Here is a 21773-nt window from a genome sequence, read left to right as displayed (position 1 = left end):
CGACTGATCAGGTCGCTTTATTTTTATGTTAGATCGTCTCAGATTGTCTGATAAGAATCGAAAAGATGAATAAGGAAGAAAAAGATTTGTGTAAGCTCTGATTAGCTCAGTTCAGCAATGATTGTTTTATACGGTGCGCTGGTCGGTATACGAATTTTGAACTGCGTTCCAATACCCATTTCTGAGCTTACTGAAATATGTCCGCCCAACAAACCCTCAACAATGTTATAGCAAATATTTAAACCAAGCCCCGATCCTCCCTGTCCTAATTTGGTGGTATAAAACGGGTCAAAAATCTTCTCCAGATTATTTTGCTGGATACCGATTCCATCGTCTTTAAAAGTTAACACTACAAATGAGGGATCGGTCGGATCTTGTCTGCCGCTTAAGCTCATCATGCCAATGTCTCTTCCTTCAAACGCATGGACAATCGCATTATTAAACAGGTTGGTAATCACCTGAATTAAAGGCCCAGGATAGCTATCCAATAAAATATCCTCACTAATCTGAATCTCATAAATCAGTTTAGTTTTTTTCAGTGTTGGTCTTAGGGTAACGGCGAGTTCGCTCATCGTTTGCAGCAAATTGAATCGCCTGCGCTGTTCGCTCGTCTGATCGACTGCTACTGTTTTAAAACTGATGATTAATTCCGATGCGCGGAGTAAATTTTTGCTTAATAAATCCCCAGCTTCTTCGGCTGCCATTAAAAATTCATCTAAGGTTGATTTTTTTATTTGCCCATGTCGATAAACTTGTTTTACCTCTCCGGTTTTATGTAGCAAGGTTGTTGAGACTGTTAAAGCGTTACCAATCGGAGTATTTAGCTCATGTGATACACCCGCCACCAGAGCACCGAGGCTGGCTAATTTTTCTGATTTGATCAACTGAGTCTGAGCCTCTTTCAGTTGATCAAAATTCTTCCCCAGCAGACGATTGGCTTCCTCCAGTTCTTTAGTCCGTTGTGAGACGCGACTTTCTAATGTCCGGTTTAATTCTGTGATCTCCCGAATTTTTGTTTGTACTGCCTCGGCCATAAGATTGAAGTTATTTGCCATGATCGCCAGCTCATCGGTACCGGATACTTTGACATTGCGTTCATAACCTCCCGATACGATTTCTTTACTGGCTCGTATCAAATCATTTAAGCGTTTAGCGATACGTCGCCCTAGCAACAAAATCACAATCATTGTGCTGAACATGACCAAACCTGTTCGGAGGAGCGAATTGGTTTTTTCTTTGGTCGTTGCATCAACTAGATTTTTGGTGGACAGACCATATTGTAAAAAGCCGACTTCTCTGCCAGGTAATAGTAGCGGGCTTCGTATATGAATAAATCCGCGCAGTGCTGCTACATCTAAATTACTTATGGTGTCGGGTGTGGGGATGGTATCGATGGACTCTGAGGTGGTGAGTAAAACCCGGCCTTCTGCATTGCCAACAATCAGATAGGTCAATCCATTTTGTGAGTTTTGATCTAGCATTTCATGGAAAAAAATGCGTACTGTTTCTAAATCATTTGCACTCGCGTAAGTCGATACGGTGAGGTTAAGAATTTGGGATGTCTGATCAATACTGGATTTGACGTTTTCAAGTACGGCGACTTTCAAGGTGCGACTACTATCGTATAAAACACCACCGAGTAAAAGACAGGACGACATAATGGTCGCCAAAGTGAATTGACCAATAATTGAAGAAGTGAGGCTTTTCAAACTGGCTTTCATGGCAGGCCTCGTACATTTTCTGTAGTAACGTAGTAACTACACCAGCGCTAATCACTGCACTAGCAAGATTTTTTATTGATCGTTCAGGGATTAATTTGCGTAGTCATTTAATACGTATTTTTACTAAAAAGACATGTGTCGATTTGATATTTACAACATCAAACTAGCTATTAATTCTGTAGATTCAATGAATTCTTAGCTCTCGCTTTTGCCTATAATTATGGCTACTATACGTGCACAAATTGTTCATCAACCGTTCATAATTCATGCACAATTTGATCTTAACTGAATATATTGCGCTGTGTTAATTATCGTTTTATTGTCGCTGAATTGTCCCAGTAATTTATTCGCTCTACGTTGTTATTCGTCTCATTTTTATCTTCTTTCATATCCTTAATCGCATCCTCAGTTGAATCACTTGTATCTTTGTTTATCAAGGAGATTTTCATGCCAGGCTTACAGCACAACCTCAAGCAAGTTAATACCGATTCGAACAATTCAAACAGCATTGGCCACGCTCAGCGTCGCGATTTTATTACCGAAAAAACGGTAGACAGCGGTATCTCGCTACAAAGTTCTCTAGGTACTTTGTGTGCGATTGAATACATGAAATCAGAAGGCGTACCAGGTAGCGTGACTCAGCGCGTATTGTCACAGCCGGCGCAACGGCGTTTGCGATCCTGATTACTGAGTTTGAGTAGTCAATCCAGACATTCATCAGGCAATGTCCATGGATTTTAATATACTCCCCCTATTTTTCATCATAAATGCCTTATTCTCCAGTGATTACCTGGACGGTTAAAATATACTCACTACGAGTAATTCTCATTGGCATAAAATTTATATGGCTTTTTGTGATGGCAAAGACGGTGATTGGGTATCTTTTTAAGCTGATTTTTCTTGCTAGCTTCTGGCAAAATCTCAATAAAATTCAAATAAGTGATTCTTTGTATTTCATAATATTTTTCGTCTAGGCTGTTTTTTGATCTCTTGCACTTACCCTAATTGACATTGAGCTTGGTGCGGAAATATTTTTTTGACGTAGTCTCACCGGGCTATTGGCGGTGTGTGGGTGTTGGTCAGTTTTTGCAAAATCATCATGAGATTCTTTCTCCATCATATCTGCAGTTTTAAATGCAGAGACGGCTTTGGCTAGATGCAAAGCTTGGTCGTGCATGCTTTGTGCCGCCGCTGCGGCTTGCTCGACCAAGGCTGCATTTTGCTGGGTAATATCGTCCATTTGCCCTAGCGCCTGATTAACTTGTTCAATGCCTGAACGCTGCTCCACACTGGCGGTAGTGATCTCGCTCATGTTATCGGCCATGCTGTGGATAGCAGTTACGATATGCGCCATCGTATGTTCTGCCGCTGTCACTTGTCGACTACCGACCCCGACTTGTTCTACCGACGTCGTGATCAACACCTTGATTTCTTTAGCTGCACTGGCAGAGCGTTGTGCCAGGTTGCGCACCTCGCTTGCGACTACCGCAAATCCGCGCCCTTGTTCTCCGGCACGTGCTGCTTCGACTGCGGCATTTAAAGCCAAAATATTAGTTTGAAAAGCGATACCGTCAATTACCCCGATGATGTCGTTAATACGTTTGGATGATTGCTGAATTGCTGCCATCGTATTGATGACTTCTGCTACCGCTATTCCGCCATCTTTAGCGACAGCGCTTGCCGTGACTGCGTTTTGGTTTGCATGTTCTGCACTGGCGGCGTTTTGTTTAACGGCATTGGTTAATTCTTCCATTGAGGCTGAAGTTTCTTCCAATGATCCGGCTTGCTGCTCGGTACGCGTAGAGAGATCGGCATTGCCAAGTGCAATCTCGCTGGAGGCGCTGGCGATTGCTTCAGTGCCATGCCGGATATTGTTAACTAGTGTCGCTAAATTGATGCGCATCAGATCAAATGCGTGCAGTAATTGCGCGACTTCGTCCTTGCCTTGGGAATCAATCGAGGTCGTCAAGTCACCACCTGCAACACTGGCGACTGAGGCGCTGAGTTTTCTGACTTCTTGCGAGAACGAGGCATAGAATCCCGCCAATAAATAGGCAGATACTAATAATCCAATGAGGCTTAGCCCCAACAATATATTGCGATGAAAAATGGCTCGGTCAATACGTGCCGTCAGCGTCACATCTAACAAATCTGCCGCCGCGTCAGCATAGTCATACAAGCCTTCTGCACTTTTGCTTCCCGCAGCTAAAAACTCGGTGCCAGAAGTTTGATTTAGCGTATTTAAAATTTCATTTTTTGCACGCTCCAAAAACGCAAGATTATTTGCCAGTAGCTCTTGTGGATTTTTTAACTGTGTTTTAAAAGTAGGATTTTCCTGGAACATCGCCTCAAATTGCGCAGGGATGCGAGCGATATCACGCTTAGCTAGCATCACGTCGGCATTGAGTAAAACATCCTCATTCGCTTCTAATAAACCAGTATCAATATATGGTGCACCTCTGCTAGCAATGTCAAAAATTCCTTCAGCTAACTCAGGGAAGGTTTTGGCAAATAATCCAATTAAATAATAAGTATCGACCTCTGGATCCAGGCTCAGTTTGGAGTGATTGGCAATCGTGGTCGATAACTTATTTAACTGATCAATCAATACGGTATGGTCAGCATAACTCTCGCTAGCCTTTGAGGACGTCAGCTTGCGCACTATATCAAGCCATGATTGTTTAATTTTGCTAACAGTATTTTCTGATTCAGACGCTGTGGTTTTCAGTTGCCCACTTGTCAGTTGCGATATGCTTATTGGTTCTAAATTAGTGTTTAACTTTGCGCTCAACGCATTTTGGATTTTAGAGGCATTATCACTAGCTGCCGCATTGCCTGCGAGCGCCAGACGGCGTAGCGCACGATGTTGTTGGGCTAGTTTGCTTAGTTCATGAATTTTTCGTATTTGCTGCAAGCCCAAGCGCTCTTGCTCGGTGAACGAAATGGATCTATCTAATTCATTGATCAGCAATCCGGTGACGAGGATAACTGGAACAGCAAATAACACGGCCACCAAGACAAATTTAGGGAATAGACGTAATCGCTGCATTAGTGCAATTGACGGTTTTAGAAAAAAATCCATATAAGGCCTCCACACTTCAGAACAGGATTGCAAATAGAAGACTGCAAACAAATCACGGCAAATAACTTGTAATAAGTTATTTGTTGCACTGCGGAGATGATGCGCTAGAATTATGACGTGAGGATGAACTTGTTTTATATGCGGCGGAACAAAGCGGGGCGCTGAGCCGGTATGCATTTAATTATTGCGAGCAGGGTGGTGTCACATCGCATGCGGTGCTGGACACTAATATTGAAAAAGACAATCTGTTACAGAATCGCCTGATCGGGAACGATAATCTAGGCTAAGCTCTTTTCGATATTGAACAACAAATTTGCGCAGCAGATTTTTATACAAAATGGATGATCTAAACACCCTGAGCAGTTTGGGCTTAACTCTTCCCACACCGGCTTATCTCATCGGCATGATACTGTTCAGTATCATCGGGATTGCCGCATACCGATACGGCAAAAAAACTTCTCGCACAAAAACTAAATGGATCGCCGTTGGTTTAATGCTGTATCCCTATGCGGTATCAGACACCTGGTTGCTCTATATCGTTGGCATAGCTTTATGTGCTGCCTTATATTTTTATGACTGACTTTGGCATGCGTACCAAACAAGCGCTTAAATGGAGAGCGATGGTGGATTGATATTAATAGGAGGGAGTAATTCTTTAAAGATTATTCCAGTTGTTATGTCTTTCTTCATTCGCTTCTTTGAGTAAGTGACCAGCACGAATATCATCCTTGGGGATTTGCATGTCGCCGCCTTGTAAGGCCATCGCTAGGGCGTGAATCGCAACCGGGTAATCCAGTTTTGCCGACATTTCTAATAGCTCGCGGGCTTTGCCTGGATTGGCTTTGACGCCTTGACCTGCGAGGTAGGCATTCGATAATAAAAACATCGCTTGCGGACTGCCAAGATCGCTCGCAATCGTCAGCCACTTTACGGCTAAGACATCATCGCGTACAACGCCTTCACCATTTTTTGCCATACGTGCCAGCATCAGCGCGGCGTTGGGGCTGTTACTTTCTGCTGCTTTTTGGTACCAGGACCATGCCTTAGAAAAATCGCTGGGATGATCTACATGCGGCAGGCGATATAACTCACCTAACTGAAATGCCGCCTCGGCATCACCACCATTTGCCGCTTGCTCAAATAATGCCATTGCTGCTGAGCGTTGTGCGGGGCGTGTCATATACAGCAAAGCTAATTCTCGTTGGGCGACAGGCATACCTGCTTCTGCCCAAAGCCGTAACTGCGTTTCTGCTTTGGCTTGTCTGCCATGCATGGCTAGCATACCGGTCGATTCTATCTCTGCCGAATTGACTTGCTTGCTTATTTGCGTGTTAGCCTGATTATTGAAGGGATTATTCGACTCGATCTGGCAGGCAGATAAGCTAAAGCCCGTAGCTAAAACTAAAAGCGACGATGCGAGCCGGAAGTGGTGAATAGGTGAGGGCATAAAGACGTAGAAATAAGGGTGAAGCGAGTTTGAATCGTAAGACGTAAATTGTAAAAGACTCCGCTACAAAGACGCAGAGAAAATCAAGAGAAAGCTATTAAACTAAAATGAGCTTTCCTTGATTTCCTCCTGTTTTGACGCGTCTGTGTTTAAAAGTCTTTAAACGGGATTTAAACTCATGTATTTAAACTTAGGTAGTTAAATTTACGTAGTTGAACTTACTTACTCAGATCAATCGCATATTTACTAAAACCACTGGCATCCAATCCACCTTCAACGGTCACCAGATTGAGACCGGCATTTTTTGCCAATGCCAAATGTCCTGGTGAGGAGCGCAGTATCACTGGACCCACAGTAGCGGTTTTGACGAAGCTCCAACTTTTCGCACTACCATTGCTGACCAAACTGACTTTGCCCGTTTGTGCGCCCAGCTTTTGTAAATAATTGCTGACCACAGTTTGATTGGCATCTGGCGATTTAATGATCGTTTTACTGCCGTCAATGCCAGGGAAATTACCACCGCCACCTGCACGGTAATCGTTGGTTGCGACGATAAAATCATCGGTGTCTGCGACTGTTTTACCCAGATAAGTTAAATTAGCAATGCGGCTTCCGACGGGCTTAGTGACATCAATTTGATATTGCAGTGCATTGTTCTCAGCATAGAACACGTCATAGTTATAAATCGTAGAGTAGGACGGAACCAGATCTTGTTCTGCAGTTTTTGTGATGTCAATTTGCGCAAATTGTTTAGCCGACGTTTCTAGCCAATTTTTAAGATCAGCACCCTTGATTTTGACTGCCTGCAAATTATTATTGCTATACAAATACAGATCACCAGGATTACGCACTTGCAAAGCAAATGTTGAAGCAGGCGCTGCACCCGGCGCTACGTCAGTAAAGTCGGTTGGTCCGTTGCGTCCTGCTTTAAACGGTGCACTGCAAGAAATCACCGGGATATTTTTGTAGCTAGCCAGAGTTGCATCAGTGCTGCTGGCGATAAAGTTTTTCACATAGTCTAGCTGCGCCTGATTTACCAGTTGAATTGCACTGACGTCACCTACGAGAGAGAAATAAGACGACATTTCAAAATCAGTGCTTACGCCGAGCGGTTGTTTGGCATAGGCAATGGTAGCTGCGTGTTCGGTAGCGACCAATGGTGCAATCTTAGCGTCAGCAGCAACGATGTTAGTACCGTCGAGATATTTAAAGCCACGTGATTCAACGGTTGTTTTAGCTGGCTGAACTACCCATTTACCACTTTGGTAAATCAAGGTCATTTTGATGATGCCTAAGCGACGGCCCCAGCTTTGCGCCATCACCGTTGGTACGCCATTGACGAAACCATTGACTGCATCCACGTTGGCGCTGGCAGGGAATGCAGCAAAAGAAGGATCGAGCGCTGCGGCTCCAATTTCTTTCCCTTTTGGGAAGATTAAGTGAGCATGACCTATCATCAATGCATCAATCCCGGTATTGGCTAAGTACAGACTACCGTTTTCCATTTTTGGACTGTAGGCAGTAGCGTCTAAGCCACCGTGCGAGAGTGCAACGACTAAATCAGCACCTTTACTACGCAATTCAGGCACGTATTGTTTGGCGGATTCTTGTACGCCATTGACATAGACTTTTCCAGCCAGATTTTTTTGATCCCAATCCATAATTTGTGGCGGGACAAAACTCATGATGCCGATGTTAAGTTTGACGCTGACTTTACTGCCATCCGGCGCTGTCGCGGTGAATTGCTTCGGCAATACCGCGTACGGTTGAAAAATCGGTTTTTGGCTGGAGACGCTATTCACGTTAGTCAGAACAACCGGGAAGTTGGGTGCGCCGCAAGTGCCAGCAGGTTTAGACACGCCGGTCACTCCAAAATCAGTATTCGTGATTTGACTTAAGAAGCCTAGACCATAATTAAACTCATGATTGCCCATACCGCCACCGTCAAACTGTAAGCCATTCATGACTTTATGTACGGCCAGCGTAGAGCTGCAAGTGATCGGTGCGGCTACTGCTTGATAGTCGCCTAACAAGGTGCCTTGAATAACATCGCCGTCATCCAATAAAACATTGTTTGGATTTTCTGCACGAGCAGATTGAATTAAAGTGGATGTGCGCTCTAAGCCAAGGCTGGTATCAGCGGCTAAGGAATAATAGTTATAGCTGAGAACGTTAGAATGAATATCGGTCGTTTCCAGCAAACCAATTTGCAAGGTCGTACCTTCTGCAACGCTTGGTAAGGATGGGGTAGTGCTACCACAACCAGCCAGACCGATCGTCAGTGTAGCAATCGCTGCAGCGACGGGAGTTAAGCGAGTTAACTTCGGCGTTACATTCAAAGTTAAGTTCGTTGCAAATTTAAAAGTCATCACATCCTCAACATCAATAATTAAGAATGGCGAACTCTACGGGGTATTCATTACAAGCATGTGACCAACATTAGCGTGCTAACTCGCTAACTGGTTTTATTAAGCCCCTGAGATGCCATAGCGAAAAATAGATTATCTATAGTAATTCGCTATGGTACCTAAATGTTACTTGAGTTTGAATTGAGTTTGAGTCGACTACAGCTCGACTACAGCTCAAACCTTCATCAAATCACTCTACCCAACGGCCTTTTTCCCAAGCCCAGTCATTACCGCGCCAGTGCCAATGACCTGGTACCCAATAATGACGAGGGCTAGGTGCTGCATACATTTGTTCGACAATCAACGCTGGCATAGGACGAACCGCACCTTGGTACCAGTGGCCACGTTGCCATACCCATGCATTGCCATGCCAGGCCCAATGTCCTTGCACCCATGCATAACCAGGACCTGGCTGCACATCGATCACTTCGGTAATCGGCGCTGGCATTTGCCTGACGATGACTTGTGGTGGCTGCTCTCTGACGACGACACGTTCTCTGACTGTAGTGGCACAACCAGCCAATGAAACTACGGCCAGCGCGAATAAAATTTTATTCAGTTTGTTATTCATTTTTTGTCCTTGCTCCTTATTTCTTAATTCAATTATCAACTCGGCTATTTCAATCATCGTGCAATCATTTTGATTTGAAAATAAGTGAATTTTGCCTCACTGATTACTCAACGTTATTGAGCCTAAACTGTATTACATTCAAATTGTTTCGGAAGTAAGCAATTGTTTCTTTGGCGGTAGCGATGTGCCAGATACGTGTTAATGCGTTTCTAATACGTTTCTAATAGGTTTCTAATACGCACTAAAAAATATCGAATTTAAAAATCTGCTATTGTTACCAGCGATTTGTTTATCAGGTTCTTCGTTCCCTTCTTTAACCTCAAACTCACCTCTCAAACTCACCTCTTAAAATCATGATCACTAAAACTGCCTTAGTCGCTGTAACTATCTTCAGTTCTGCTGCCGCACTAACACTTAACTCTGCAATAGCTGCGCCAGCTGGATTGTCTAGCTACGTTCTGCAACAGCAGTTTTCTTTGGGTGCTCCGACTAAATGGGACTATGCCGATATCGATAGCGTGCGACATCGGCTGTACCTTAGCCGTGGTGATCATGTGCAGGTACTTGATCTTCCCTCTGGACAGCAAGTCGCTAATATTGCCAATACCAAAGGTGTCCACGGCATCGCATTTGCGCAAGACTTGAAGTTGGGGTTTACGAGTAATGGTGCGAGCAATAGCGTTACCGTGTTTGATCTGGACACCATGCAGACAAAAGCAGAAATTAAGTTATCGGGCATCAATCCAGATGCTATTTTTTACGAACCTGCGTCACATAAATTATTTACCTTTAACGGAAAGAGTAAAGACGTTAGCGTGATTGATGCAATCAAGCTGACAGAGATTGCCAGCATCAAAGTCACGGGCAAGCCAGAGTTTGCAGTGAGTGATGGCGCAGGAAAAATTTATCTTAATATTGAAGATAACGCGGGCATTAATGTGATTGATGTGGCGTCTAATACGCTAGTCTCTAAATGGCCATTAAGCGGTTGTGAAGAGCCGACTGGCATGGCGATTGATACTGTGAATGCACGTTTATTCTCAACCTGCCAAAATAAAATCATGGCAGTGACCGATGCCAAGACAGGTAAGCGCGTAGCCGATGTAGCGATTGGAGAACACCCGGACGCCGCGATCTTTGATGCAGAAACAGCGACCATATTTACATCCAATGGCGGCGGAACCGGAACGCTAACGGTGATCCATCAGGATGACGCAAATCACTATTCCGTAGTAGCCAACGTACCGACCAACAAAGGTGCCAGAACCATGGCGATGGACCATTCGTCCAATACGATTTATTTGCCAACGATAATGAATAATATGTTTACGGTATTGGTCGTCAGCAAAAAATAAGTGTGCGAGCTTGGTTTACGTTTTAATTTACGCTTTAACTTAGACTACAACTTACGGTACAACTTAGGAGGTAAACAAGGCCAAACCTCCATCAACACGTGGCATTAAGGGGAAGACCGTAGCGAGTTGTTTGTCGCTGAGTTGCAGATGGCGTTCTGCAACTTGCGACAACACACTGCGGAAGTCCGTTGTAATTGCCAGATCGCGGCCTTCGTACAAACTGTTTTCATCTAAGCCGCTCCAGCGTCCGTGGACTTTGCCTCCAGCGACTTTGCCGCCTAATACCCACATCACATTGCCATGCCCGTGATCTGTACCGCCGGTGCCATTTTCATGCGCGGTGCGGCCAAATTCTGACATCACTACGATCGTAGTGTCGTCAAATAAAGGGCCCAGTTGTTTGGATAGCGTAGCTAATCCTTTTCCTAAAGGACTCAGCAAGTTTGCCAGTTTGCCTTTATCGGACCCTTGATTGACGTGCGTATCCCAGCCACCTAAGGCAAAGAATGCCATCTGGATTTTTGGATCATTCTTCATTAATGTAGCGAGGCGCGAGGCGTCACCGGGGAATCCATTCGGTAGCGGGGCGCCATTGCTGGCCGCCATCTCTACTTTGTCCATTTTATCCATCGATGCCGTCATTATGTCTTTATGCGCGGATTTGGCGTCCTGATATTGCTGCGAATAGGCCGCTTTGCCTTGGTACATTTTGTCAAACGCGTTGCCGATAGCCGGATTGTCCAGCAAGGTCGCTTTGCTGCCTGCGGCACCGTTGGCGATATTGGTGACTACGGCATTGCCGCTTAAAATCCGCGGCATTACCGGACCAATGGCGAGCGAGCGGGTAGGGTATTTGTCACCAGGCAAAGTAGACAAGAGGCGATTCATCCAGCCATCTTGTGTGCTTTTTCTGCCAGGTGTGCCCGTCTCTAAATAGTCTTGCGCATCAAAGTGCGAACGCGTCGTGTCCGGTGATCCGCTGGAATGGACGAAGGCGAGTTTTTTCTCATTCCATAAATCCGTCAAATCTGCCAAGGCGGGATTCAGTCCAAAATAACCGTCCAGATTGATCGCGCCAAATTCTGTTCCCGGTTTAGCCAATCCTATACTTGGGCGTAAGCGGCGGTAGTTGGCATCACCCACTGGCGCCACCACGTTTAAACCATCCACTGCACCGCGCAACATAATCACAATCAGCTTTTTCTGGGCGACATCACCGTCCGAAGATTGCAGCGCAAAAGCGCTACGTGACAGCGGCAACATAATGCCTGACGATAGCGCCAGTGTTTTTAAAAAGTGTCGACGTAACATGGAATTTCCTTCAGTTTTTTCGCAAACGGGTCAGTGGTGCTTCGGTACAGATTCAGTACGGATTAAATGGGTAGGGAGATACGTTGATAGATGAACGCACGTCAATATAAGTATATACTCCCCATTATTTTTACTTAAATTGCCGTATTGTCCAGATATCGTATGGACAATTAAAATATACATGTTGGGAGTATGTTTAATCATCCAGATAATCACTACAAAAATTATCGGTTGTCATTCCAGCGCAGGCTGCAATCCAGTATCTCCTTAATGTCGTACAGCGCGCATACCGTACAACAAACTCCTCTCCCGCTTTCGAGAGAGGTCAGGGTGAGGGTGGTCGATTAAAGATAATTTCAATGACTCACTAAACTTATGCTGTACTTGAAACAGTCTCGCTGATTTTTAATTGGCTTATCCAAACAGATGATCTAAATTAATGATGCATAAAATCAGGGCTACCCAACACCAACGCACCTCGTAATTGCTCTTTGTTGCCATTAATCAGCTCACGCGTCGGTGCCGAGATTGAACTGCCTAAGGTCGCCAATAAAGCGTTTGCATCCAAGGCTTGCAGGTCGGGACGATTTTTCTGATTGCCGTCGGCTTGTTTCTCTAATTGCTTTTTGCCCATCGTCTGACTAGTCTCATCCAGCTTTTTATCCAGCGGTAAACGTCCAGATGCTAAGGCTGTCGCAAAATTAATTCTGCGGGTAATGGCATCGGGATTGAGCCAAGCTGCCTCAGTATTTTTATAGCCATCGGGTGTTACGCTGCCATATAAAGGCATCCCTAATTGCGATAAAACGCCTAACAGAGGACGGATATTATTGATCGGCAATGCGCTGGCACGGGCGGAGGACAAGACAAACTGGTACGGTGTTTTAAACTTATTGCCGATGGCAGTTTTATCGAAAAACTCTGGGCTATAAAATAAGACTTCCAGCACAGGGCGAATTTCTCCTCTGGTGTCTAAATAGCGTTGTGCCATTCTGTTGACTAAGGCCTCTGGCGGATTGTCGCTGACAAAATATTGTGCCAGTTCAAACGCGATGTGATGCGCGGTATTCGGGTGCATCGCCAGGGTGTCGAGCGCGAATTCGCCTTCTTGCTGACCGCGTGGGTTGATGTCTTTCCCCATCCATACTTTGTGGCCATTGTCGTGCGCATCAGGGTTAAAGGTGAACTGGACCCCGCTGCGGACTAAATCACGTTGGTTAAAAGTCCATCCAGTGAGCATGCGCGCTAATTCTGTTACATCTTTCTGGCTATACCCGCCGTCCACACCCAAAGTATGTAGCTCCATTAACTCGCGAGCATAGTTTTCATTCAAACCTGTGGGCTTATTTTTAGCCGGACTAAGCTGGCCGAATTTGCCACCTCGGCCACGGCGAGGCTGGTAGTCAGCCGAGGTTGACATCCAGTTGTCTAAGTAAAATAACATCGCCGGATGCTTAGCAGTTGCACCTAATAAAGTGCGGAAATTACCAAATACGTTGGGGCGAATTGCATCGCGCTCATAGCTGAGGATGAGGGCGCGATCTAAACCCTTGCCAGCGAAAATATTGAAGTGATTAAACCAAAAGTCGACCATCACTTCTTCTAATTGCCGCGGGCTTTCTGTAGCGCGTGCCAATCGGGATTCTGCGGTATTTTCTGCCATACGGACCAGGATTTCACGGCCTTTTTGCTTGTCATCTTTATTGTTGTCCGCACTTTCCTTGCCGTCTTTGTCGCTCTTAGCTTCCTTTACTTCTTTACGTGCCATCAGGTAGTCGCCCAGCATTTGGCCGGTAGTGCTTTCTTCTGTGCTTAAGGAGTCTAGTCGTCTGACCAATGTGTCAGGCAGGGGAATCGTTTCTGGATGAAGCTGGGTTTGAATGTAATTTTTTACCCCCGTTTGCAGGACTTTATTGATGTCGCCTGGTTTGGGTCCGTAGCCTAGACGGTTAAGCACATGCAGTGCGGCGTCCTCGGTATTGGGGATGACACCGACGTCGCTCTTGGTGGGCAGCATATCGGTCGTCACTGAGCTAGCTGTAGCCGCAGCGGCAGGAATACTGAAGGCCAGGCTTAAACTGGTCGTTAGCAACTGTCGTACTAATTTAGTTGACCAGCTCGCAAAGTACATAGAGGACTCCAAATAAAGGGTGAGGACGAATAATTATTATAGTTACTTGATTAGCTAAGGCAATTTGCTTTTTTTCAGACCGGTGTTAGCTGATGTATTGGCTGATGCATTACCTGATCATTGCTACATAGTTGCATCATGGAAGTTGGCGCAAAAAAATGCCAATAAAAAGTCGTAAAAGAGTGTTACGAGTGTAAGAGAGGATATGCTCAATCCGCCGCCGAAAAACTATCCACATGACTGCTGATTGAATGCCGATAGAAATATTGATGTAATTGCCTATACTAGACTCTGGATACCAGAGGCAAGCAGATCAAGAGTAGATAAAAAAGGACAAGACCATGAACGAAGAAATAAGAATAGAACACGATTCATTCGGCGACATTGAAGTCCCTGCTGATGCTTTGTGGGGCGCACAGACACAGCGCTCGCTGCATCACTTTGCGATTTCTACCGAGCGTATGCCGACTGCCTTACTAATGGCTTTGGCGCGTGTTAAGCGTAGCTGCGCGGTGGTCAATGACGATTTGGGTTTGCTAGATGCCAGCTTGGCGTCGGCGATTATCCGGGCAGCGGACGAGGTGCTGGCAGGCATGCATCCTGAGGCTTTTCCCTTATCGATATGGCAGACCGGATCGGGTACCCAAACCAATATGAATATGAATGAAGTACTGGCCAATCGCGCTTCTGAAATCTTGGGCGGCAGCCGTGGTACCGCGCGTCTGGTTCACCCTAACGACCATGTCAACCTGGGACAATCATCGAATGATATTTTTCCGACAGCCATGCATGTGGCGGCGAGCCTGAGCATTGTTCATGATTTACTACCTGTGCTGGGTAATTTGCGTACCACTTTACATAACAAGGCGGTGGCATTTGTAGATATCGTCAAAATCGGCCGCACCCATTTGCAAGACGCAACGCCGCTGACTTTAGGGCAAGAAATGTCGGGCTGGGTGGCGCAGTTAGATCACGCCGATCAAGTGATTACCAACAGTTTAAGTTCGCTGGTTGATCTAGCGGTTGGCGGTACAGCGGTGGGCACTGGTTTGAATACCCATCCAGAATTTGGCGATCGCGTTGCGACAGAATTGGGGGCCGAAACCGGGCAGGGATTCCGTTGTGCCAACAATCGCTTTGCCGCGCTCGCATCCCATGATGCCTTGGTCAGCGCGCATGGTGCACTCAAAACTCTGGCGGTCGCTTTGATGAAAATCGCCAATGATATTCGCTGGTTAGCATCTGGCCCGCGTTGTGGTTTGGGCGAACTACATATCCCGGAAAATGAGCCAGGCAGCTCTATCATGCCAGGCAAAGTCAATCCAACCCAATGCGAAGCCGTGACGATGGTCTGTTGTCAGGTGATGGGCAATGATGTCGCCTTAAGTATTGGTGGCGCATCGGGTAATTTTGAGTTGAATGTATTTAAACCCATGATCGCGCACAACTTTTTACAAAGCGTACGCTTGCTGACCGATGCCATGATGAGTCTTGATCTGCATTGCGCACGCGGCATGGAGCCAGACCGCATACGCATCGCCGAACTGCTGGGCAACTCCTTGATGCTGGTAACGGCGCTAAATCCTCACATAGGCTACGACCGCTCTGCAGAAATTGCCAAGCACGCCCATGCAAACGGTAGCTCTTTAAGGGAGGCGGCATTGGCACTGGCTTATGTGACGCCAGAACAATTTGACGAGTGGGTACGACCAGAAAATATGGTGTGAAATTATTTTCCTTCACAGCTAACTGCTTTTTAAAAAGATACTTAAGAAAAGACACATAAATCAACCGATTCCATAAGTTAGACACCGAACAGACACACCAGATACCAACAGCGCATTGTCGCCTCCATTGCAGAACAGATTGTAAGAACAATAGGAGACGATGATGAAAGCATTTGTATACCGTGGTTCAGGACTGAAGGCGCTTGAAGAGCGGCCTAGACCGGTCATACAAGTGGCTGGTGATGCCATCGTCAGGATGCTAAAGACAACTATCTGCGGTACTGATTTACATATTCTCAAAGGCGATGTAGCAAGCTGCACACCAGGACGCATTCTGGGGCACGAGGGCGTAGGCGTAATCGATAGTGTCGGCGCAGGTGTTACCGCTTTTCGGGTTGGCGATCATGTCTTGATTTCATGTATATCCTCTTGTGGTAAATGTGAATACTGCCGTCGTGGTATGTATTCGCATTGCACAACAGGCGGCTGGATTTTAGGGAATAAGATCGATGGAACGCAGGCAGAATATGTGCGTATTCCGCATGCAGACACCAGTCTCTACCCAATACCGGCTGGCGCAGATGAAGAAGCTTTAGTGATGCTCAGCGATATTTTGCCAACCGGGTTTGAATGCGGCGTCCTCAATGGCAAAGTCGCCCCCGGATCAATCGTCGCGATTGTCGGCTCTGGTCCCATCGGGCTAGCTGCTTTGCTGACAGCACAATTTTATTCTCCCGCAAAAATCATCATGATTGATCTGGACGATCATCGTCTGGAAGTGGCAAAACGGTTTGGTGCGACCGATACGATTAACAGCAAGAATGGCAAAGCGGTCGAATCCCTGATGCAGATAACCGATCAGCGCGGGGCGGATACCGCGATAGAAGCCGTCGGTATTCCTGCCACATTTGAACTATGCGAAAAAATAATCGCAGCAGGTGGCACCATCGCCAATGTGGGCGTGCATGGCACTAAGGTGGATTTATTTCTGGAAAATCTCTGGGATCGGAACATCACCATCACCACGCGACTGGTTGATACGGTTAGTACGCCAATGTTGATGAACGTAGTGCAGTCAAAAAAGATCGACCCCAAATTATTGATTACCCATCGGTTCAAACTCAACGACATCATGAAAGCCTATGATACTTTTCAGCATGCGGCAGAGACTCAGGCGTTGAAGGTGATTATTACCATGTAGTTACTTAACTAATTTAATCTGCTTGCGGGTTTTGCTTGTAGTTTTAGTTGTCGTTTTGCCGGTTGTTGGTATCTACTTTATCGGACCGTTTAGGATTACTCCTTCTGTCGGAGGCTCCCAATATATGCTTAGGATCACCTTGTGGAATATTTTTGAGTAACCTGTCAAATTCTGCTTTAACGACGGCATAACATTCGCAAACGGTTTTTTCTAAGCGAGGACGATCAATAACTTCGATGTTGCCACGAGTGTATTTGATTAATCCCATTTTTTGTAGTTTACCCGCGGCCTCGGTTACGCCTTCACGTCTTACACCCAGCATATTAGCGATTAGTTCTTGCGTCATTTTTAAATTATCTGATGGTAAGCGATCCAGACTTAACAATAACCACCGACACAATTGCTGCTCAATAGAATGATGGCGGTTGCATACCGCTGTTTGTGTCATTTGTGTGATCAATGCCTGGGTATAACGCAGTAATAGGCGCAGCACTGGACCGGCACGATTAAACTCATCCTTCAGATGTTCTGATTTAAGCCGGTAACTATAGCCTTGGCTTTGTACCACAGCGCGACTGGGGGTCGTCTCACCACCCATGAAGAGAGAAATGCCTAGTATGCCTTCGTTGCCGACAATTGCTATCTCTGCCGATGCGCCATTTTCTAAAACGTACAACATAGAAATGATAGAGGTGGTCGGAAAATAGACATACTTGAGTAATCCACCTGCCTCGTACAGTACTTCGCCCAAAGACATTTTGACTAATTCTAAATGCACAGACAAACGGTCAAATTCGGCTCGAGGTAAAGCTGCGAGCAGAAGATTTTGCATTGGACTATCGGATGTTGACATGGGATAAGTAGAGTGCTGCAATCATCGTTTCAAGATCACATGGATTATTTAGACTGGATTATCTATTTGCAGAATACCAATTAGGTGACGCTTTGTATGTGCGTTATCAAACATATGTCAAATAGTAGCTGCTTTGGAAGAAATTTTAGACAAAAAGGTGAAAATTTAGAGCCGATGATGCGAGCATATTTCCCCAATTCTTAGCCTCAGCCAGACTATGAATGATTTATTCTGTAATGGGGTAAAAGTCGAACTAAAAAGATAATCAACTCTACCCGCTTTTTATTCAACGCTTGCTAAAAGACACTGAAGGTCGGTGATCAGAGATTTGATACCTGGTTAAGGTTACGGCTTAATTAACTGGACGCAGGTTTAGATTTGGAGCACGGCGAGCAAACAACGCTGAACAGCGACGACGAAAAATCGCTGATATTATTTTTTCAGAACTTAGGCAGAATTGTCCCGGCAAGAAGTAGCAACGAAGGCGGTACTTTAATACGACTAGTTGATACTACACCGCTGGGACAATTTTGCTTAAGTCCTGCTCTTACGATTTCAAACAGATAATCAGTCGCAAATGACTTAGGCTGCAACTGGATCTAAGCGCGGTATATCGGTCATCAGACGATCAAATTCTTGTGTAATTACGGAATAACATTCACAAGCTGCTCCCTCCAAAGCAGGGCGGTTTAGTACGTCAATACTGCCACGGCTGTATTGAATGATGCCATTACGTTGCAGATTGCCGGCTGCCTCGGCGACTCTTTCTCTTCGCAGACCGAGCATATTCGCTATCATTTGCTGGGTCATGGTGAGTTGGTTGGTTGATGTCCTGTCCAGACTGAGCAGTAACCAGCGACATAACTGCTGCTCCACAGAGTGATGCCGGTGGCATACCGATGTCTGTGTCATTTGTATAATCAGTGCCTGGGTGTAGCGCAAAAGCAGTCTCAATAACGGCCCGGCACGATCAAATTCTTCCTTCAGTATTTGACCTTTTAAGCGATAGGCAAAACCACTGCTTTGTGCCGTAGCCCGATCCGGTGTCGTGTCCCCACCCATGAATAACGATATTCCAACGATGCCTTCTTTGCCGACCACGGCAACTTCGGCTGACTCGCCATTTTCCAGGACATAGAGCAGCGATACGATACATGAGACAGGGAAGTACACATATTGTAGCTGTACTCCCGATTCATACAGGGCTTCTCCCTGCTCAAAAGAGACTAACTCTAAGTGAGCGGACAGACGCTCAAATTCGGCAACAGACAATGCTGCAAGCAGATGATTTTGGGTTGGACTGTAAGAAATTTGCATTAACGATTTGTGAAATTTTTTGGTCTTGCTGAATACGGAAATAAAATTCTAATTAGAAATTTTTTAAAGGCTATCACGAACGATAAAAAAATTATGCGCGGTACAGCACACATGAATAAATGATTTTAAAAAAATCGAATTTAATGGTTTATTTGTTGTACTTGCGGCCAGTTTAGACCGACTTTGACGACAACATTTTTAACTATGTTCGCTATCGTACAGACGTGCGTTTGGGCGATGCGTAGGTTCTAATAGATGAGGATAGTTGACTAAATGTATGCAGGTTTAATGTCTCCCATACAGGCAATAGAAAACTAAACTAAGACCAAATTGGGTATCCATCCTTTACGGCGGCGACCAAAGATTCCTACCATCTACGAGCCTGGAAAACAATCATGAATATGCATTTGAATCAGTATGCTCTCTATAAGTTCAATTGGTTTAATACGTCCCCTTTTATAGTTGGAGCTGACTGATATGGGGAATCGAATTTTAGTGATCACAAATGATCGTGCCGATGCCCAAATACTTAATGATGTTTTGTCGCGAGCTAGTGATGGACCCTTTGAGATAAAAACTGTCACACAGCTTTGTGATGCACTGGACCATCTTAAAGAAGATAAAACAGACGCGATTTTGGTTGATTTAAGTTTGCCCGACTGCGATGGCATCGCTACGTTTGATCGTCTGTTTGCGCTTGTACCTCATATTCCCATTTTGACCTTATGTGATGACGGCGATGAGGATTGTGAGGCAATGGCGGCTGAAGCGGTGCAAAAAGGCGCTCAAGGCTACCTGACAAAAGGTCATTTTGGTAGTTATCTGGTGCCTCAATCCTTACGGAATATTATTCAGCGTAAAGCCGTAGAAGAAAATATTTATCTTGAAAAAGCGCGCGCAGAAATTACACTTAATTCGATTAGTGATGCGGTGATCGGTACAGATATGTTAGGTAACGTCGATTATCTGAATATCGCTGCTGAACATATGACGCTCTGGTCCAGAGAGGAGGCACGTGGTCACCCTATCAGCGATATTATGCCCATCATCAATGGGCAAACGCGTGAGCCTAAACCTAATCCGGTGACTCTGGTTTTGCATGAAGATAAAGCCACCGTACTGACGCCTGACACTGTATTGATCCGACGCGACGGTGTCGAGATTGCGATTGAGGATTCGACCTCGCCGATCCATGATTCCAATAGGAAAATTGCAGGAGCTGTGATCGTGTTTCACGATATTACGGCAGCGCGAGCGATGGCGATGAAGATGGCGCATCTGGCGCAACATGATTTTCTTACTAATTTGCCTAACCGCGTATTGCTTAACGATCGTATTGCCCAAGCGATTAATTTAGCAAAGCGGCGCGGTACCCATCTGGCGATCTTGTTTTTGGATCTGGATAATTTTAAGCATATCAACGATTCTTTGGGTCACTCCACAGGCGACAAACTATTGCAGTCGGTTGCAGGTCGTTTGTCCGCATGTGTAAGAGGCTCGGATACAGTGAGCCGACAGGGCGGTGATGAATTCGTTATTTTGGTATCGGAAGACCAGGGTGCGGAATATGCTTCTATCACCGCTGAAAAAATATTAGTTGCAATGGCAGAATCTCATGCCATTACTAAAAATGAGTTGCATGTGACAACAAGCATTGGCATTAGTGTTTATCCTGCGGATGGGCAAGATGCAGAGACGCTGATTAAAAATGCCGACACTGCAATGTACCAAGCCAAAGAAAAAGGCCGGAATAATTTTCAGTTTTTTAAAAACGAAATGAATATCCGTGCAGTTGAAAGGCAATTGATCGAAACCAACTTACGGCACGCGATTGAGAGACAAGAATTTTTGCTTTATTACCAGGTAAAAATCAATCTGGCTACTGACGAAATTACGGGTGCTGAGGCGTTACTGCGTTGGATGCATCCAGTATGGGGCTTGGTGTCTCCAGGGCGTTTTGTCGCGATAGCTGAGGAGTGTGGCCTAATCGTACCGATCGGTCGCTGGGTGTTGCAGGAAGCCTGCTCTCAACTGAAAAAATGGCAAAAGGAAGGACTAAAACTTGACTCAATTGCAGTCAATATCTCTGCAGTAGAATTTCGATTCCACGATTTCGTCGAGGGTGTCGCTGCGATTCTAAAAGATACTGGCTTAGAGGCGCGTTATCTGCAACTGGAAATCACTGAAAGTGTCTTGATGCGTGATGCGGAATGCAGCACCAGTATTTTGCAAGAATTAAAAAAAATGGGGATACAGCTGGCAGTAGATGACTTTGGTACGGGGTATTCGAGCTTAAGTTATCTGAACCGTTTTCCGATAGATGTACTTAAAATTGATCGCTCATTTGTGCAAGATATCGACAACACAAAAAATAATGGTTTTATTGTGAATGCGGTGATTGCAATGGGTAATAGTCTCAAACAAAAAGTGGTTGCTGAAGGTGTTGAGGAACAAATTCAACTGAACTTTTTAAAAGAAAATTTGTGTGAAGAAGGTCAGGGTTATTTTTTTAGCCGACCACTTCCAGCACAGGCTTTTGCTACCTTGCTTGCTAATGGACTACCCATATTAAAAGCTGCTAATACTAATATTAATCTCAATGCAGAGTAAGAAAAATTTGCTCTTCAAAACAGACCCTGGATAACAATC

The 21773-nt window shown here is 45.2% G+C and carries 15 protein-coding genes; 6 read left to right on the top strand and 9 right to left on the bottom strand.

Annotated elements, in window-relative coordinates:
- Window positions 1–101 precede the first annotated feature (101 nt).
- Window positions 102–1721 carry a sensor histidine kinase gene (locus AAKU61_RS10780; RefSeq protein WP_354332089.1) on the bottom strand — a complete coding sequence of 540 codons (1620 nt, stop codon included), beginning with the start codon at window positions 1719–1721 and terminating at the stop codon, window positions 102–104.
- A 447-nt stretch (window positions 1722–2168) separates the two neighbouring features.
- On the opposite strand from AAKU61_RS10780, the gene AAKU61_RS10775 reads away from it, so the two are divergent.
- Window positions 2169–2405, top strand: coding sequence for a hypothetical protein (locus tag AAKU61_RS10775; protein WP_354332087.1), 237 nt, complete (start codon window positions 2169–2171; stop codon window positions 2403–2405).
- Between the two features lie 286 nt (window positions 2406–2691).
- On the opposite strand, the gene AAKU61_RS10770 is transcribed toward AAKU61_RS10775, so the two are convergent.
- Window positions 2692–4803 carry a methyl-accepting chemotaxis protein gene (locus AAKU61_RS10770; protein WP_354332085.1) on the bottom strand — a complete coding sequence of 704 codons (2112 nt, stop codon included), beginning with the start codon at window positions 4801–4803 and terminating at the stop codon, window positions 2692–2694.
- Window positions 4804–5140: 337 nt separating this feature from the next.
- Between AAKU61_RS10770 and AAKU61_RS10765 the strand changes: the two genes are divergently transcribed.
- Window positions 5141–5383, top strand: coding sequence for a hypothetical protein (locus tag AAKU61_RS10765; RefSeq protein ID WP_322118435.1), 243 nt, complete (start codon window positions 5141–5143; stop codon window positions 5381–5383).
- Between the two features lie 75 nt (window positions 5384–5458).
- On the opposite strand, the gene AAKU61_RS10760 is transcribed toward AAKU61_RS10765, so the two are convergent.
- The 3 genes from AAKU61_RS10760 to AAKU61_RS10750 all read right to left on the bottom strand — a co-directional run bounded on the left by AAKU61_RS10760 (window position 5459) and on the right by AAKU61_RS10750 (window position 9229).
- Window positions 5459–6250: a tetratricopeptide repeat protein gene (locus tag AAKU61_RS10760; RefSeq protein WP_354332083.1), complete on the bottom strand. Its 792-nt coding sequence runs from the start codon at window positions 6248–6250 to the stop codon at window positions 5459–5461.
- Window positions 6251–6468: 218 nt separating this feature from the next.
- Entirely contained in the window at window positions 6469–8619 is a 2151-nt protein-coding gene (locus AAKU61_RS10755; RefSeq protein ID WP_354332081.1) for a bifunctional 2',3'-cyclic-nucleotide 2'-phosphodiesterase/3'-nucleotidase, read from the bottom strand.
- A 229-nt stretch (window positions 8620–8848) separates the two neighbouring features.
- Window positions 8849–9229 carry a YXWGXW repeat-containing protein gene (locus AAKU61_RS10750; protein ID WP_322118438.1) on the bottom strand — a complete coding sequence of 127 codons (381 nt, stop codon included), beginning with the start codon at window positions 9227–9229 and terminating at the stop codon, window positions 8849–8851.
- Window positions 9230–9582: 353 nt separating this feature from the next.
- Between AAKU61_RS10750 and AAKU61_RS10745 the strand changes: the two genes are divergently transcribed.
- Window positions 9583–10584 carry a YncE family protein gene (locus tag AAKU61_RS10745; RefSeq protein WP_354332079.1) on the top strand — a complete coding sequence of 334 codons (1002 nt, stop codon included), beginning with the start codon at window positions 9583–9585 and terminating at the stop codon, window positions 10582–10584.
- Window positions 10585–10647: 63 nt separating this feature from the next.
- On the opposite strand, the gene AAKU61_RS10740 is transcribed toward AAKU61_RS10745, so the two are convergent.
- Together AAKU61_RS10740 and AAKU61_RS10735 are read right to left on the bottom strand one after the other, a co-directional pair.
- A complete protein-coding gene (locus AAKU61_RS10740) occupies window positions 10648–11895 on the bottom strand; it encodes a DUF1501 domain-containing protein (RefSeq protein ID WP_354332078.1) in 1248 nt (415 codons plus the stop codon).
- A 436-nt stretch (window positions 11896–12331) separates the two neighbouring features.
- On the bottom strand, window positions 12332–14026 hold the full coding sequence (locus tag AAKU61_RS10735) for a DUF1800 domain-containing protein (protein WP_354332076.1): 1695 nt from the start codon (window positions 14024–14026) through the stop codon (window positions 12332–12334).
- A gap of 341 nt (window positions 14027–14367) precedes the next feature.
- On the opposite strand from AAKU61_RS10735, the gene fumC reads away from it, so the two are divergent.
- Both fumC and AAKU61_RS10725 read left to right on the top strand, forming a co-directional pair.
- A complete protein-coding gene (fumC, locus tag AAKU61_RS10730; RefSeq protein WP_354332074.1) occupies window positions 14368–15753 on the top strand; it encodes a class II fumarate hydratase in 1386 nt (461 codons plus the stop codon).
- 163 nt (window positions 15754–15916) lie between these two features.
- Window positions 15917–16954 (top strand): zinc-dependent alcohol dehydrogenase family protein, encoded by a 1038-nt coding sequence (locus tag AAKU61_RS10725; RefSeq protein ID WP_354332072.1) that lies wholly within the window; start codon window positions 15917–15919, stop codon window positions 16952–16954.
- Between the two features lie 43 nt (window positions 16955–16997).
- Here AAKU61_RS10725 and AAKU61_RS10720 read toward each other — a convergent pair whose 3' ends face one another.
- Together AAKU61_RS10720 and AAKU61_RS10715 are read right to left on the bottom strand one after the other, a co-directional pair.
- The gene (locus AAKU61_RS10720; RefSeq protein WP_354332070.1) at window positions 16998–17807 is read right to left on the bottom strand and encodes a Crp/Fnr family transcriptional regulator; all 810 of its coding nucleotides are present in this window, start codon (window positions 17805–17807) and stop codon (window positions 16998–17000) included.
- 582 nt (window positions 17808–18389) lie between these two features.
- Entirely contained in the window at window positions 18390–19124 is a 735-nt protein-coding gene (locus AAKU61_RS10715) for a Crp/Fnr family transcriptional regulator (protein ID WP_354332068.1), read from the bottom strand.
- A gap of 477 nt (window positions 19125–19601) precedes the next feature.
- Between AAKU61_RS10715 and AAKU61_RS10710 the strand changes: the two genes are divergently transcribed.
- Window positions 19602–21734: a GGDEF/EAL domain-containing response regulator gene (locus tag AAKU61_RS10710; RefSeq protein WP_354332066.1), complete on the top strand. Its 2133-nt coding sequence runs from the start codon at window positions 19602–19604 to the stop codon at window positions 21732–21734.
- Window positions 21735–21773: the final 39 nt, after the last annotated feature.

This window comes from Undibacterium sp. GrIS 1.2 (genome assembly GCF_040544435.1).
Classification (GTDB): domain Bacteria; phylum Pseudomonadota; class Gammaproteobacteria; order Burkholderiales; family Burkholderiaceae_D; genus Undibacterium.
This window is presented reverse-complemented; position numbering and strand designations above follow the sequence as displayed.